At 34.6% G+C, this 14,322-nt stretch carries 14 protein-coding genes and 1 tRNA gene; 5 read left to right on the forward strand and 10 right to left on the reverse strand.

Going from position 1 to position 14,322, the window contains the following annotated elements:
* Nucleotides 1-24 precede the first annotated feature (24 nt).
* The 4 genes from DN394_RS05730 to DN394_RS05745 all read right to left on the reverse strand — a co-directional run bounded on the left by DN394_RS05730 (nucleotide 25) and on the right by DN394_RS05745 (nucleotide 3,105).
* Nucleotides 25-612 (reverse strand): CalY family protein, encoded by a 588-nt coding sequence (locus DN394_RS05730; protein WP_046958252.1) that lies wholly within the window; start codon nucleotides 610-612, stop codon nucleotides 25-27.
* 62 nt (nucleotides 613-674) lie between these two features.
* Entirely contained in the window at nucleotides 675-1,244 is a 570-nt protein-coding gene (sipW, locus tag DN394_RS05735) for a signal peptidase I SipW (protein WP_046958253.1), read from the reverse strand.
* Nucleotides 1,245-1,435: 191 nt separating this feature from the next.
* On the reverse strand, nucleotides 1,436-2,722 hold the full coding sequence (locus DN394_RS05740) for a D-alanyl-D-alanine carboxypeptidase family protein (protein ID WP_097993800.1): 1,287 nt from the start codon (nucleotides 2,720-2,722) through the stop codon (nucleotides 1,436-1,438).
* Between the two features lie 155 nt (nucleotides 2,723-2,877).
* A complete protein-coding gene (locus tag DN394_RS05745) occupies nucleotides 2,878-3,105 on the reverse strand; it encodes a hypothetical protein (RefSeq protein WP_000251864.1) in 228 nt (75 codons plus the stop codon).
* Between the two features lie 365 nt (nucleotides 3,106-3,470).
* Here DN394_RS05745 and DN394_RS05750 point away from each other — a divergent pair, with 365 nt between their 5' ends.
* From DN394_RS05750 to DN394_RS05760, 3 genes are all read left to right on the forward strand, one after another.
* Nucleotides 3,471-4,226: a class I SAM-dependent methyltransferase gene (locus DN394_RS05750; protein ID WP_098705364.1), complete on the forward strand. Its 756-nt coding sequence runs from the start codon at nucleotides 3,471-3,473 to the stop codon at nucleotides 4,224-4,226.
* A gap of 312 nt (nucleotides 4,227-4,538) precedes the next feature.
* Complete coding sequence (locus DN394_RS05755) at nucleotides 4,539-4,763, forward strand: hypothetical protein (RefSeq protein ID WP_097916431.1); 225 nt, start codon at nucleotides 4,539-4,541, stop codon at nucleotides 4,761-4,763.
* Between the two features lie 189 nt (nucleotides 4,764-4,952).
* Nucleotides 4,953-5,025 (forward strand) — tRNA-Val (locus DN394_RS05760).
* Between the two features lie 470 nt (nucleotides 5,026-5,495).
* On the opposite strand, the gene DN394_RS05765 is transcribed toward DN394_RS05760, so the two are convergent.
* The 6 genes from DN394_RS05765 to DN394_RS05790 all read right to left on the reverse strand — a co-directional run bounded on the left by DN394_RS05765 (nucleotide 5,496) and on the right by DN394_RS05790 (nucleotide 9,180).
* Nucleotides 5,496-7,376 carry a hypothetical protein gene (locus DN394_RS05765; RefSeq protein ID WP_097993794.1) on the reverse strand — a complete coding sequence of 627 codons (1,881 nt, stop codon included), beginning with the start codon at nucleotides 7,374-7,376 and terminating at the stop codon, nucleotides 5,496-5,498.
* Nucleotides 7,377-7,609: 233 nt separating this feature from the next.
* Nucleotides 7,610-7,867 carry a hypothetical protein gene (locus tag DN394_RS05770; protein WP_097993792.1) on the reverse strand — a complete coding sequence of 86 codons (258 nt, stop codon included), beginning with the start codon at nucleotides 7,865-7,867 and terminating at the stop codon, nucleotides 7,610-7,612.
* 18 nt (nucleotides 7,868-7,885) lie between these two features.
* Nucleotides 7,886-8,245: a hypothetical protein gene (locus tag DN394_RS05775; RefSeq protein WP_097916457.1), complete on the reverse strand. Its 360-nt coding sequence runs from the start codon at nucleotides 8,243-8,245 to the stop codon at nucleotides 7,886-7,888.
* 134 nt (nucleotides 8,246-8,379) lie between these two features.
* Complete coding sequence (locus DN394_RS05780) at nucleotides 8,380-8,562, reverse strand: DUF3976 domain-containing protein (RefSeq protein ID WP_001178300.1); 183 nt, start codon at nucleotides 8,560-8,562, stop codon at nucleotides 8,380-8,382.
* A gap of 28 nt (nucleotides 8,563-8,590) precedes the next feature.
* Complete coding sequence (locus DN394_RS05785) at nucleotides 8,591-8,968, reverse strand: permease (RefSeq protein WP_097993791.1); 378 nt, start codon at nucleotides 8,966-8,968, stop codon at nucleotides 8,591-8,593.
* A 2-nt stretch (nucleotides 8,969-8,970) separates the two neighbouring features.
* Nucleotides 8,971-9,180 carry a helix-turn-helix transcriptional regulator gene (locus DN394_RS05790; protein ID WP_000428509.1) on the reverse strand — a complete coding sequence of 70 codons (210 nt, stop codon included), beginning with the start codon at nucleotides 9,178-9,180 and terminating at the stop codon, nucleotides 8,971-8,973.
* An 823-nt stretch (nucleotides 9,181-10,003) separates the two neighbouring features.
* Between DN394_RS05790 and odhA the strand changes: the two genes are divergently transcribed.
* Nucleotides 10,004-12,871, forward strand: a complete 2,868-nt coding sequence (gene odhA / locus DN394_RS05795; RefSeq protein ID WP_097993789.1) for a 2-oxoglutarate dehydrogenase E1 component — start codon at nucleotides 10,004-10,006, stop codon at nucleotides 12,869-12,871.
* Between the two features lie 132 nt (nucleotides 12,872-13,003).
* Nucleotides 13,004-14,263: a 2-oxoglutarate dehydrogenase complex dihydrolipoyllysine-residue succinyltransferase gene (odhB, locus tag DN394_RS05800; protein WP_000569904.1), complete on the forward strand. Its 1,260-nt coding sequence runs from the start codon at nucleotides 13,004-13,006 to the stop codon at nucleotides 14,261-14,263.
* Nucleotides 14,264-14,322 lie beyond the last annotated feature (59 nt).

Below are 14,322 nucleotides of genomic sequence, written 5' to 3' on the forward strand. Positions count from 1 at the left end.
TCCATTTGATAGCCCTTTTTAATATTATCTTGCTTCACCTTCTGTTTGTTGTGCATCAAATGTCCAAGTTAATTGTAACTTATCACCCTGGAATTCATTTTGATCTTTTTTATTATCAACGAACTCAAATTTCACCTTGAATTTATCAGATTTACCTGCAGAAATACCTTTTTCATCCCAGAACCAAGCAGCTAAATCATTATCTACTGCTGTAAGTGTATCACCCTTCAATTTATCTAATGTAGTTTGTTTCACAATCGTCTCATGCTTATCTACATTTTTTAAGAATGTTACTTTAATATGTTTACCAAAATCATCTTTATTATCTTTCTTCGTATCTTCTACACTATAGTCTGTTTTTAATAGAACTTTTTTAATATCTAATGTACCTTTATTTTCTAATTTAAATTCTTTTTCAACTGTATCACCAGGTTTTAAATTCGATACATTAACAACTGTTGATGGATTTAATGCTAAATCCAGTGTACCAGCCGCAAATGTATTGTTTGACACTTCTTTATCACTGAAAAATGCAAATGTTCCTCCGCCAACTAATGCTGCCCCTAACACTGCTGATGCGATACCCATACCTAATTTTTTCTTTAAAGTCATGTCCATATCCCCTTAATCTATATATTTGTTAACTTCCTAAACGGAAAGTATAACCAAACGAACTAGACGGATTGTTCTACTTTTTTCTCTTTCTTTTCTCCGTCAATGCTGCGAATCGCACCAAAAATAGAAATCGCAGAATAGCCTAATAAAAAGACTCCTGGAATAATAAGAAGCAATGCAGCTCCAGCCTTTGAACTAGCATAATTTAATGCATATCCTGCATAAGGAACTGTAATATCTGCATATTTCCCAATTACATTCTCCGCACGTACTGGTTCTAAATCAGGACCGTTGTTGTTATCACCTTTTGTTTCATACATTACTTTTCCATTTGTATCTTTCACACCGATAATACGGTGAGTGATAATTTTTTCATCTTTCTCTTTAAAGGTAATAACATCACCTTTTTGATATTTCGAACCATCTTTCGTCGGTTCTATCGCAATGATTGATCCTGTTAAAAATGTCGGCTCCATCGATCCTGATAGCACTGATTTAAATTGATATCCCAGCACTGTTGGATCTCCGCCACTCGCTTTTGACGAAATAACTACAAAAGCTAGAAAAACCATTAATGCAAATAAAACAAACGAGATAACGTTGCTAATCACTTTCCAAATTAATTTCATCGTCTCTCTCCCTCTCCGTTGTTTTATATTATTTGGAGTATATAATACTCAATCAGTTCTCTAACAAGAACACAACTAAATAATATAACGAACAACTCGTAAATGCAATAAGAAAATTTACAATTATTAGTTATTTTATATATACAAAAAAGACTGTGACAAAGTCTCTTCACAGTCTTTTTACTAGTAATTTATTTTTCTTCTGATTTCATTCCTGTTGTATTTCGGCGTAGCACTACAAATAAAATGGCTCCAAATAGTACAGCGGCACCTATCCCAATGCTTATTATTTTCACATTTGATTCATTTACTTCAGGCGTAGCCGTATCTTTTTTAGGCATCGCAAAAGTAACATCTTCTTTTGAAAGAACATTTATCGTCGCAATTGTTTGATTATTTTTCGTGATGTCAACTGCACCAACTACCTCACCACGATGAATTCCTTTATGATACAAAGAATCTTTATCTAATGAAGCCGCACGGAAAATCGTCCTCACATTTTTACCTTCATCTTTCTTAAGCATAAGCTCTGCACTTTTTTCAAGCTCGCTATCAATATCTTTATTTAAATACGTTGCCTTTTGATGCCAGCTATGTTTATCTAATACAGTTTGCTTCACAAATTGACCGAAAGAATAATCCGCCATCTGCTTCAAATCTTCATAAATTTCAGGTCTTTGGGAAGCCATTACTACATTTATAATGCGATTACCATCCTTCTCATTTAATAGAACGAGTGTATTACGCGCTTCATTTGTAAAACCCGTCTTTCCGCCAATGCTATATGGATTTTCAAAATAAGTAGACTTATTAAAAATAGAAACCGTCTGGCTAGATGTCGTAACCGTCGTCCTTTTCGTATTCATCGCTTGTAAAATCTCAGGATACTTTTGTACACCTCTCGTAATCATAGCCATATCATACGGCGTCGTATAATGGTTTGGATCATGCAATCCATTTGGCGTTACAAAGTGACTATCTGTAGCCCCTAATTGCTTTGCTTTCTCATTCATCATATGAGCGAACTTCTCAACATTTCCGCCAATACGCTCCGCAATCGCATACGACACATCATTTGCACTCAGCACCATTAAAATCATAAGCGCAGTATTTCTATTAATCGTCTCACCAGGTTGAAATTCAATTTGATAATTACTCTTCTCTTGATCTAATGCTAATTGTGAAAACGTAAATTGATCCTCTGGCTTCGTATGCTCCATAAGTAAAATCGCTGTTAACACTTTCGTCATACTAGCCGGAAATGCACGATGATGTGCGTTTTTGTTATACAAAACATCTCCAGTTTTTGCATCAATCGTAGTTGCAAACTGACTAAAAACATTTGGTCCTTCCGCAGGTGGTGGTGCCACTTGTTCTGGATTCACTCCAACATTCGTCTCCGCACGTAACGTCATAGGTGTCAAAAAAAATAAACAAATAACGGTAATAAAAGCCAAAATTTTCTTAAAATTTACCATATGACTCTCCCTTTTCACTATACTCTTACAGTTTAAAAACTGAATCTACCAATCTATATGTAAATTGTATTAAATTGGAAGAATATTCACTGTTTTTTACTATATCATACTTTTACGATAAAGAACATAAATATACAATAAAAAATAAGAAGGAATTACTCTTTCTTATCCTTCTCATCAATCAATGAATCTATTAATTTTTGACTAGCTTCCTCAGGTGTAATCTCATCTGTCATCCCCATAAACGACCAACCTTTAGAATCGACCCACTCAACAAACTCTTGTAAAAACTCATCATGTGTAACATCCACATCAAGAATTGAGCCATTAATCGAAATCGTTCTATTTCTAGATACACGCATCTTGAACGTTTTTCTTACCATTACAATAATTCTCCCTCTACTCTTGAATATTTATAAAATAATCTTGTATCTCTGTTATACATGATTTTAAGTAAATTGTAAAAAGGATATATTGGCCAATTGGGATATTGAAAATGGAAACCGCTTATCCTACATACCCCTCGTGCGATATAAAAATGGTCATATTATTCAACAATTAGACCATTTAGATGAATAAGAAATCATGTTTTTTTGGAAGATATCATGGAAAATAGTATAATTTGAATAAGAGAACTAAGGCAGCTCCATTTAGCTGGACTTTTACGTTGTAGACTTAGAGACTGATGCGGAAATTACTATTTGGTTCCTATTTTTATACATAATATTGCTGGAAAGAAGGTAGTACGGTGAAAACAACAGAAAATTTTACTGACAAGGCCGATATATATGCGAAATATCGCCCTAGTTATCCTAAAGAATATATTGATTATTTGCTTTCGGCTAACGAACTAAATGAGAATCAAATTGTGGCCGATATCGGTTCAGGTACGGGGATATTTAGCCGCCAGCTGCTTGAAAGTGGTTTACATGTTATTGGAGTGGAGCCAAATGATGACATGAGAAAAATGGCAGAGCAATCGTTAAATCAATATCCTCGTTTTCAATCCATAAAAGCAACTGCCGAACATACCACTTTAAAAGAAAATAGTGTAGATTTAGTAACTGTTGCTCAAGCATTTCATTGGTTTGATAAAGAAGCTTTTAAAATCGAATGCCAACGAATTTTGAAACAAAAGGCAAATGTTGCTCTTGTTTGGAATAGTAGAGATGTAACTAGCCCGATTATTAAAGAGAATGCAGACATTTGCCAAAAGACCTGCCCAAATTTCAAAGGATTTAGCGGTGGAATAGAAGAAACTCCAGAAGTTTTTAAAAGCTTTTTTAAAGATGGGAAGTATGAGTTTAAAGAATATCAAAATGATTTACTTTTTGATTATGAAGGTTTCTTGGGAAGAAATTTATCAGGGTCCTATGCTCCGAAAGAAAATGACGAAGAATATAAAAATTTTGTTTTTCTCCTATCAGAGTTATTCGAAAAATACAGTAAGGATGGAAAAATTATTCTCCCAAACTTAACGCGAAGCTATTTAGGCAATGTTTAAACAGCTGGACATACAGTGAAATTTTAATCGGTGACTGGATTATTAGTCCTCACCAATCGGGCACGATCATTGAATAACCCTTAGCTTTAAGGTTATATTTTGAGTACAGTGAAGTATTTTATATCGAATATTAAACAAGCATAACCCCGTCCTAAATTCAGAACGGGGTTATGCTTGTTTTAGGTGATGAAATGTAATAGCTTTACTACCTAAAAAAACAAAAAACTTGCATTTTATCACACCAAATACAAATGACTTTCGTACAATATAATGAAATATACCGGAAGAAACCTTAACGTGAGGAGGAACTCCATGGCGCGTTGTACGTATTGTAAAACGAAGTGGAAAGTAAAAGATGTATGGTCGATACTCGTGACATTTGAAAAAGATTGTCCGTATTGTTTCGGAAGGCAATATTTATCAAAGAAAACAGTGAACGCTATGCCAGAACTTATAAGCTTACCTTTACATTTCTTATTTCCTTTTCTTGTTGATTTAAGCGATGAGGGTCCTTTGGATTGGTATCGAAAAAAATAATATAACCGCTTTACTCGAACACACTTTTCATTACATTCTCTACTTATATATTCCTTAATACACTACTAGCATGATTCCAAATACTTTCCCTTCAAAAGGTTAATATAAAAATATTGTAAAATTTCAGTTAATTATATATAATTGCTTTAACATAATGAGTAAAGATGCTATTACATAAGCATTTTTGAAGATCCCGTAGCTCAGCAGGGAGAGCGCCACCTTGACAGGGTGGAGGTCGCTGGTTCGAGGCCAGTCGGGATCATATGCCCCCTTGATAGTCAAGGGGGTTTCTGTTGCGCTTACTTTTCGGCATTTCTTCATTATAAATAAAAATTAAATAGATAAAACAGAGCAATATCGATATACAAATACTGTAATTATAATAAATCCATCTTCACCTGTATACAAAAGCACACTTTTCTTTGCAGCTATTACAGTCTATTTATTATTTATAAAGCCAATATAATAGAAGTTGTTTTTATTTCTAGATTAAAAAAGCACGATTTAGCGAAAATTTAACAATAAATATGAATTATTATATACATTGCTTTGTTTCAAGATAAATAATTCTTAATAAAGCTCAATTAAATCTGTTCCACCTTCAAATAAGTATGAAAAGTGCGGTTAATCTAATACCTTTTTAATTTATCTGTTCTGATTGATAATTTATCAGCTAGCTTATCAATATAATTTGATTGAAGCATTTCCAACTGTAATACTCGAACCATCCCTCTATAAATCACCTCTTTTTTTAAAACTTATATTTGGCTGTTTTAATTCATTAAACTGTATACTCATATTCCATGGTTTATATGTTTTAAACCCCTTTTTAAATCGTTTCCTTTCAGTTTTTATGTAAGGGTTTTCTTCCATGAGTAAATTAAAATTCTTATCTGTTAGTCCATTCTCCTCGTATACCACAAACTCTTTTATAGTCGAATATGATCTCAACTGATTTCCAGAAGTTTCGAACACTTTAGGGTAAACTTGTTTAAAAAAGTTCCTCATTAGAATACCTTCAGTAACGTTAATTTCGTTTCTATTGATTGTTTCACCTAAAAAAGGCGAAATTACAATGATTCTCTTAATTTGGTCTATGTCACTTACATTCAAGTTTAAATATTTATACAAATCCAAGAGATTGTCTGCTTGTGTATAAAAATCAGAAATACGTTCCATTTGATTGAGTGCTTCATCAATTTTAAATCTCAGTTTATAGTATTCATACGAATTAATTATATGGGAGAAATTTTTTATTTCACACAGATACAAGGTTTTTCCCATATGAAATACTCCATCAAGTTCGTATTTATCATCAGTATCCTTAATGTTAGTAAGAAATCTTAAATTAGTATTTTTCTCTACTAGATTCCTCAATTTTTTTTCATAACCATAACCCTTTTCACTTAAGATAGATTTTTTAGACATTAGTCTCATTATTGAGCTAGTTATATTTAATGTAAACGTTATTTGAGGAATTATAGCATATCTATTTTCATCTATTTGAATAAGAGGGGTTTCAAAAATGCTCTCAGATTCCTTAGAGAACGTAATTAATCTAATTAATTCACTAATTTTCCCCCTAGATATTCCTTTTGAATCTAAAAGGTTATAGATTTCATTATAATGACACACTTTTATATTACGTTCAAATGAGTCATTTCTTAATTCCATGTTTCTCTCAAAAGACACTTTATGCTGGAATGCTAGTTCTTTTAAACTAAAATAAGTCTGACATAAATCTTCTAAACTTATCCCGATAGTATTATCCACAATTTGTGTAGGATTTTCTATGTTTAAAAACTGTTTAATAAATTCAAGATCATTATCATAGTTCAAGTATAGATCTTTTAAAAGCGCTCTTGTTGTAGAAAACCCTTTTGAGTAACTTTCTATGGCTTGCCTGGACATCTTAGCTTCTAATGTTGTTAAGTATCTGTTTTTTGCAATATCAACTTTCATTTTATCATCTGATATTCTAATTTTTATTTTTTTCTTATCTCTAAAAATCTTCGTGCCAGCAAATTGCCAATCGTCTATCAAATTACCAAGTTGAAAATCGATAGCAGCATTAGCAAGTATTGTCTCCATATGATTATCTATACTTTCATAGTAATCAAAATTACTGGTTATCCTCGATTTCTTTTTAAAAAGAACATACCATAATACCTTCGAATAAGCCTCTATCCCTATTTCATATACGCCTGAAGTAAAGACCGAACTCTGGGATATTACGCTATCGGCCATTCTTTGCCCCATAACAAGTAGATTGGCAAGTAAATGTTTACTCTGAAAAAAAGAATAGTTCATCACATCATTCATTGACTGAATATTTTTGTCAATCAACTCTTGAAATAACTTGATTTCATTTTCTAAGTTTAATATCTTTTCAATCTCAGAATCACTTAATAGTCCTTTCAATTCATCCAATATCTCTTCTAGATATTTCCTATACTTATTTTTTCCGTACTTATTCAAACAAATTCCCGATACTTTTATGTAATCAATTGTATTGTCTAACCCTTCATTTTGAAACATGAATAGCACATCACATTTGAATTTTTTGTTATTTATAGACTTATGTATTTCATCTAAATTATAATATTTTCTCATACACTCCACCTTATTTAAATGCTAATTTTTTGCTACTACATATTTGAATTATAAAACACCTCATCAGCTTCTGAATGTTTCTCCAGTTTTCATTTTATTCACTTCAATTAATTAGCCCTTATTCTCACCGATACACTCACTTTATGAATTATGGTATAGAATTTAGCAACCCTATTTCAAAAAGATTCAATATAAATACCAAAATAAAAACCAACACCTTCAAGATTGCCGGCTTATCTCTTATTTATATTTGAAAAAACAATCACAATTGCTCCAAGCACATAATGCCCCGCTACCATCCACATAGTCCGATCAAAGATCATAAGCGATATATTAATAGCAGCAAATAATACATATAAAATGAAGTCTCCCTTTTGTAGCACCTCTCGATTCATCAAAATGTAAATCGCACCGATAGGAGGAAGGATGAAACAAAGGAAAAAGACAAACTTTTTTCTTAACGACCATGGATATGAAGTTACTGTCTGCATCTGAGTCTCCTTTTCACTTTATAGTACATGTAACATCGGCCTTACTACCCTATATTCGTCACTATAAGGCTCCTTTATGATTAAAGATGAGTGAGGATTTTTTTCTTCCTCTATCATTGTGAATACTTCTGTTTTTTCTTGTACTATGTTGGATTCACTGTTTTTAGTAGGTTTTTTACTTGTTTTGATTTTCTTCGTTACTTCTCCGAGCCTTTGCCCGACTTCTTCAGCTTTAGCAGGTTCGTACGTTACGTAGTATTCCTGCCCCTCCCAAACTAACATAGGTGGCACTTGTTCTCTTTTGTTACATATTATATAAGTAATACTAGCTATAAGTAGTAGGCATGTTAATAAAAAGAAGATAGTTTTTTTATTCATATACTATGCTCCCTATCTATCATTTTATTAAATTATACAATATCCATTATATGTAGTAAATGGATATTATGGTAATTTTCGGATTTTATACCAAAAAGAAAAACCTTACTACAGTAAGGTTCCATTTTTATATTCTATAGTGATTGGTTTATTAAAACAATCATTACGATAATCGCTATAAACATAACAACTAAACAGCCGATCATTTTATAAAAGCCTCGTTTCGTTAACGTCCCACCTTGAACGTCTTTCCGAATAAATAAGAATACGGCTAAAAATAATACAAGCCCAATGCCAAAAGCATACATCATTTGCATATGTTAATCTTCCTTTCTCTCTTCCATCTTAATACCTTTTCGATAAAACAACAAACGAGATAAAAACTGTACTCATCGTAAGTGCCATTAGTATGTTCAATAGTTCAGTAGCAGATAGTGTAATTATTTTTAAGTTTAAGCCGAAAGAGAAAAGAAGATAATATGCCGTTAGCGCAAAAAAGCTGAAGAACATTCCTTTATAACGAATAAGTTTCATTCGCTCATCTTTTTCTTTAAATTGCGGGTGTAAGTAACTTAAGCAAAAACACATAATCATCATCGCAAGTACTGTATACGTTGGAGCCGGTGGTGCGGAATGCGTCATTATGCCCGCTAATACCATGGTTCCACTCATAATAAAGAAAATAATTCCCATAATTAAAAAGTACTTTTGTGAATAATTCATCCCTATTCCACCTCTTCTTTTCCTTCATAAATAAATACATGTTCTATCGTTGTCTGAAATGTTTTCGCTATTTCAAATGCTAACGGAAGTGATGGATCGTATTTCCCCTTTTCAATTGAAATGATGGTTTGTCTGGAAACTCCAAGTTTCTCGGCCAATTTTTCTTGAGATAGTCCAAATTTTTTTCGGTATTCGACCATTTTATTTTCCAAGGAAATTTCTCCCTCCTCCCTTATATCGAGTATATATGTAAAGGAAACTTTACGTCAAGTTTCCTTTACATTCATTTTGTTTATTTTTCGTTCTATTTATATAGAAGAAACTTTTTCATTTTCAGCACGTCTATTTTGAAATGAAACATGGAACACTGTAATGAACCGTTACTATATCTCCTCCTCTCTATTTTTTAAATTTAATATCTCCCTATTTGTTTTATCCTTTTAAAATATTTCATTTATCTCTTTATTCCACGAAATGCGTTATTGGTTTTACGGTGTTTTTCGTCATATTTATAGAAACTAACTGTTTATGAAGCATTTTTTATGTTTAGCAACTTTTTTTGTAGAAATCCTTCACTTTCCTTTCAATATTTAACACTATCTAAATAAAGTTTACGATAAATTCATAATTTTTTATTTTTTATACTATATTCCGTTATATTGTTGTATAATATCAATGAAAGCGCTTATTATTTCAATATACATAATTCGAACTCTTTTTATCGAAACATTCTAACTATTACACTTATATTTACATGCAACAATTTTAGTTATTTGTATAGGTATACCAAATATATCCACCCCATTTTTCTGTAGAATTACTTTATAACATGAAAGATTAACTTGGGTGATAAGTTATTGTGAATGTTTTTTTACAAAACAGATAAGTAATAGTGTTTGGTATTATGTAAATTATTGTAATAACATAAGAGTAAAGAAAACATTTACATTGATTATTGGTTCATCAATTATTGAAAAGAGCAAAATGCACCTTTTGTATGGAAAAAGGATTATATGCATTGGGAGGTTTAAACAAATGACGAGGAAGAATACAACGACAAACCCTTGGGCCAAGTTCCATGGTCCGAACCTTGGTTATGTTATTGAGCAGTATGATCTTTACGTAACTGGAGCAGGTTCTGTTGATCCGGAATTACAAGAGCTTTTTGAAATTTTTGGAGCTCCTTCGTTTCAAGATGATGTCGTAACAGGGGACAACACAGCAACACATTTTTCTCCTCAAAACACAGGGAACATTGAAAAAATTCTTAAAGTCGTTCAGCTTGTTGAACAAATTCGTTCTTTCGGGCATACGTTGGCTCACATCAATCCGATGGAAGATGCTGCTAATGGACAATCTCTTCTTGAGAAAGCAATGAACGAACTGAGCGATGCTGACTTGAAAGCGATTCCAGCAAAAACAGTATGGCAAGATGCGCCAGAAGGTATTCACACTGCACTTGATGTAATTCATAGATTAAAAGACGTTTATACAAAATCTTTAGCTTATGAATTTTCTCATATACAAGATAGTGAAGAACGCGCGTGGTTGCATCAAATGGTGGAATCAAATTCATTGCGTCAACCACTATCAAATAAAAAACGAACTGCTCTTTTAAAACGTTTAACAGCTGTTGAAGGTTTCGAGCAATTCTTGCATAAAACATTCGTTGGGCAAAAGCGTTTCTCTATCGAGGGCGTTGATATGCTTGTACCTGTTCTAGATGAAATTGTTCTCGAAGGTGCAAAGGGCGGCGTAGAAGATGTCATGATTGGTATGGCTCACCGCGGTCGTCTAAGCGTACTTGCACACGTATTAGAAAAACCATATAGTCACATGTTTGCTGAGTTCAAACATGCAAAAATAGAAGGCGCAGTGGCAAATTCTGGCTGGACTGGCGACGTGAAATACCATTTAGGTAGAGAACAAGTCGTTAGTAACGAAGAAGTTAGCACTCGCGTTACATTAGCAAATAACCCAAGTCACCTTGAGTTCGTTAACCCTGTTGTAGAAGGTTTTGCACGTGCGGCTCAAGAGAATCGTAAAAAATCTGGTCTTCCAGAACAAGATACTTCAAAATCATTCGTAATTTTAGTTCATGGTGATGCTGCATTCCCTGGTCAAGGTATTGTATCTGAAACGTTGAACTTAAGCAGATTGAACGCGTACCAAACAGGCGGAACAATTCATGTTATCGCAAACAATGCAGTTGGCTTTACGACTGATAGCTATGATTCTCGTTCTACGAAATATTCAAGTGACCTTGCAAAAGGTTTCGATATTCCGATTGTTCACGTGAACGCTGATGATCCAGAAGCTTGTCTTGCTGCTGCTAACCTTGCAATTCAATATCGTACATTGTTCAAAAAAGACTTCTTAATCGATTTAATTGGTTACCGCCGCTACGGTCATAACGAAATGGATGACCCAGCAGTTACGCAACCACAAGTGTACAAAAAGATTAAAAATCACCCAACTGTAAGAGCGATTTATGCAGATCAATTACAAGCTGCTGATGTTCTAAATGCAGATGAGGTTGAAACAATGACTCAGTTTATACAAGAGCAATTAAAATCTGACTATGCACAAGTACCGCCAGCTGATACGAGCGCTGCAACAATTGACGTTAAAGTGCCAGATGTTGTTGCAAAAGGCATTCAGCCAATTGATACTGGTGTTGAGATTGACTCACTTCGTGCAATTAATGAAGGTCTACTATCTTGGCCAGAAGGCTTTAACGTATATCCGAAAGTAAAGAAAATTCTTGAACGCCGTAAAGACGCTCTTGAAGAGAACGGTAAAATTGAATGGGCACTTGCTGAGTCATTAGCATTCGCTTCTATTTTACAAGAAGGTACGCCAATTCGTTTAACTGGTCAAGATTCACAGCGTGGTACATTCGCGCACCGTCATATCGTATTACACGATACTGATACAAATGAAACATATTCACCATTACATCGCTTACCAAACATTAATGCATCCTTCTCTGTTCATAACAGTCCGTTATCAGAAGCTGCTGTTGTTGGTTACGAGTATGGTTATAACGTATTCGCTCCAGAAACTCTTGTTATGTGGGAAGCGCAATATGGTGACTTCTCAAATACTGCGCAAGCATTATTTGATCAATATGTTTCAGCAGGAAGAGCAAAATGGGGTCAAAAATCTGGTTTAGTTCTTCTATTACCGCACGGTTATGAAGGTCAAGGACCAGAGCATTCTAGTGCACGTCCAGAGCGATTCTTACAGTTAGCTGCTGAGAATAACTGGACAGTTGCAAACTTAACGAGCGCGGCACAATACTTCCATATTTTACGTCGTCAAGCATCTATCTTAGGAACAGAAGCTGTTCGACCATTAGTATTGATGACGCCGAAAAGTTTATTACGTCACCCACTTACGCTTTCAACTGCTAGTCAGTTAAGCGAAGGACGTTTCCAACCTGCTCTAGAACAAGAAAACCTTGGCATGAAACCAACTAAAGTAAAACGTCTTGTTTTAAGCACAGGTAAAATGGCGATTGACTTAGCAGCAGAAATTGAGTCTGGTAAACATGAGTATAATTTAGATGAAGTTCATGTCGTTCGTATTGAACAGCTGTACCCATTCCCTGCTGAGAAAGTTCAATCTATTATTAAACGCTTTAAAAACTTAGAAGAAATTATTTGGGTTCAAGAAGAACCTCGTAATATGGGCGCATGGCATTACATGGCTCCAATTCTGTTCGAACTTGCTGGAGATAAAGTGAAAACAGGTTACATTGGACGCCCAGATCGCTCTAGCCCATCTGGCGGCGATCCATTCGCTCACAAAGCTGAGCAAGAACTAATTGTTGCACACGCTTTAGATGTGAAGTATAACTTCCGTCAAGATAAACAAGAAATTGAAGTTTTCAGCAACTAAAAGTAACAATGAAGGTTTCTAGCTTGTTCCCCGGGCAGATCTTCTGCCCAGGGGCAGGCTAACAAATGGAGATTACCGAAGACAAAAGAAGAAAAAACACACCGTTAGGCAAATAAGGGGAGGACATTTAAAATGATCGAAATTAAAGTACCTGAGCTTGCAGAATCTATTACTGAAGGAACTATCTCACAATGGCTTATCAACGTAGGCGACAAAGTTGAGAAAGGTGGCAGCGTTGTTGAGCTTGAAACTGATAAAGTCAATGTAGAAATCATTGCAGAAGATTCAGGTATTGTATCGAAGTTACTAGGCGAACCTGGGGATACAGTTGAAGTTGGTGCAACTATCGCAATTTTAGATGCAAACGGAGCACCAGTTGCAGTAAGTACACCTGCACCGGCTGCTGAACAGCCAAAACAAGAAACAACTGAGGCACCGAAAGCTGCGGCTCCAAATGCTGAGCAAGCTGCAACTTTACAAGGTTTACCAAATACGAACCGTCCTATCGCATCACCAGCAGCTAGAAAAATGGCTCGTGAATTAGGAATCGACTTAAACGACGTACGTAGCACAGATCCACTTGGACGTGTGAGACCACACGATGTACAAGCTCATGCTGCAGCTCCAAAAGAAGCACCAGCTGCTCCAAAAAGTCCAGCTCCTGCTCCAGTTGCAAAAACGGAATTCGAAAAACCAGTTGAGCGCGTGAAAATGTCCCGCCGCCGTCAAACAATTGCAAAACGTCTTGTAGAAGTTCAACAAACATCTGCAATGTTAACAACATTTAACGAAGTTGATATGACTGCAATCATGGAATTACGTAAAGAGCGTAAAGACGCTTTCGAGAAAAAACATGATGTACGTCTTGGTTTCATGTCATTCTTCACAAAAGCAGTTGTTGCAGCATTAAAACAATTCCCATTATTAAATGCTGAAATTCAAGGCGATGAGCTTATCATTAAAAAATTCTATGATATCGGTATTGCAGTAGCAGCTCCAGATGGATTAGTTGTTCCAGTTGTACGCGATGCTAACCAATTAAACTTCGCTGAAATCGAAAGCGAAATTCGTAATTTAGGTATGAAAGCACGCGATAACAAACTTTCATTAAAAGAGTTACAAGGTGGTACATTCACAATTACAAACGGTGGTGTATTCGGTTCTCTAATGTCAACACCAATTCTAAACAGCCCACAAGTAGGTATTTTAGGAATGCACAAAATCCAAGTACGTCCAGTTGCAATTGATGCAGAACGTATGGAAAACCGTCCAATGATGTACATCGCTTTATCTTACGATCACCGTATTGTTGATGGTAAAGAAGCAGTTAGCTTCCTTGTTGCTGTTAAAGATATGCTTGAAGATCCAAAATCATTATTATTAGAAGGTTGATGAACACTCCCCCACTTAGCAAAGCTTGAAGTGGGGGTTTTTCTAACGTTTCGACCTAA

The organism is Bacillus sp. BB081 (genome assembly GCF_008368895.1).
Lineage (GTDB): Bacteria > Bacillota > Bacilli > Bacillales > Bacillaceae_G > Bacillus_A > Bacillus_A wiedmannii.

Excerpts from the sequence above, each read along its gene's own strand:
- sipW (WP_046958253.1), bottom strand. The coding sequence starts at position 1,244 with ATGAAATTAATTTGGAAAGTGATTAGCAACGTTATCTCGTTTGTTTTA.
- DN394_RS05770 (WP_097993792.1), bottom strand. The coding sequence starts at position 7,867 with ATGCAGACAGTAACTTCATATCCATGGTCGTTAAGAAAAAAGTTTGTC.
- DN394_RS05730 (WP_046958252.1), bottom strand. The coding sequence starts at position 612 with ATGACTTTAAAGAAAAAATTAGGTATGGGTATCGCATCAGCAGTGTTA.
- DN394_RS05765 (WP_097993794.1), bottom strand. The coding sequence starts at position 7,376 with ATGAGAAAATATTATAATTTAGATGAAATACATAAGTCTATAAATAAC.
- DN394_RS05755 (WP_097916431.1), top strand. The coding sequence starts at position 4,539 with ATGGCGCGTTGTACGTATTGTAAAACGAAGTGGAAAGTAAAAGATGTA.
- DN394_RS05740 (WP_097993800.1), bottom strand. The coding sequence starts at position 2,722 with ATGGTAAATTTTAAGAAAATTTTGGCTTTTATTACCGTTATTTGTTTA.
- odhB (WP_000569904.1), top strand. The coding sequence starts at position 13,004 with ATGATCGAAATTAAAGTACCTGAGCTTGCAGAATCTATTACTGAAGGA.
- odhA (WP_097993789.1), top strand. The coding sequence starts at position 10,004 with ATGACGAGGAAGAATACAACGACAAACCCTTGGGCCAAGTTCCATGGT.
- DN394_RS05785 (WP_097993791.1), bottom strand. The coding sequence starts at position 8,968 with ATGAATTATTCACAAAAGTACTTTTTAATTATGGGAATTATTTTCTTT.
- DN394_RS05780 (WP_001178300.1), bottom strand. The coding sequence starts at position 8,562 with ATGCAAATGATGTATGCTTTTGGCATTGGGCTTGTATTATTTTTAGCC.
- DN394_RS05745 (WP_000251864.1), bottom strand. The coding sequence starts at position 3,105 with ATGGTAAGAAAAACGTTCAAGATGCGTGTATCTAGAAATAGAACGATT.
- DN394_RS05775 (WP_097916457.1), bottom strand. The coding sequence starts at position 8,245 with ATGAATAAAAAAACTATCTTCTTTTTATTAACATGCCTACTACTTATA.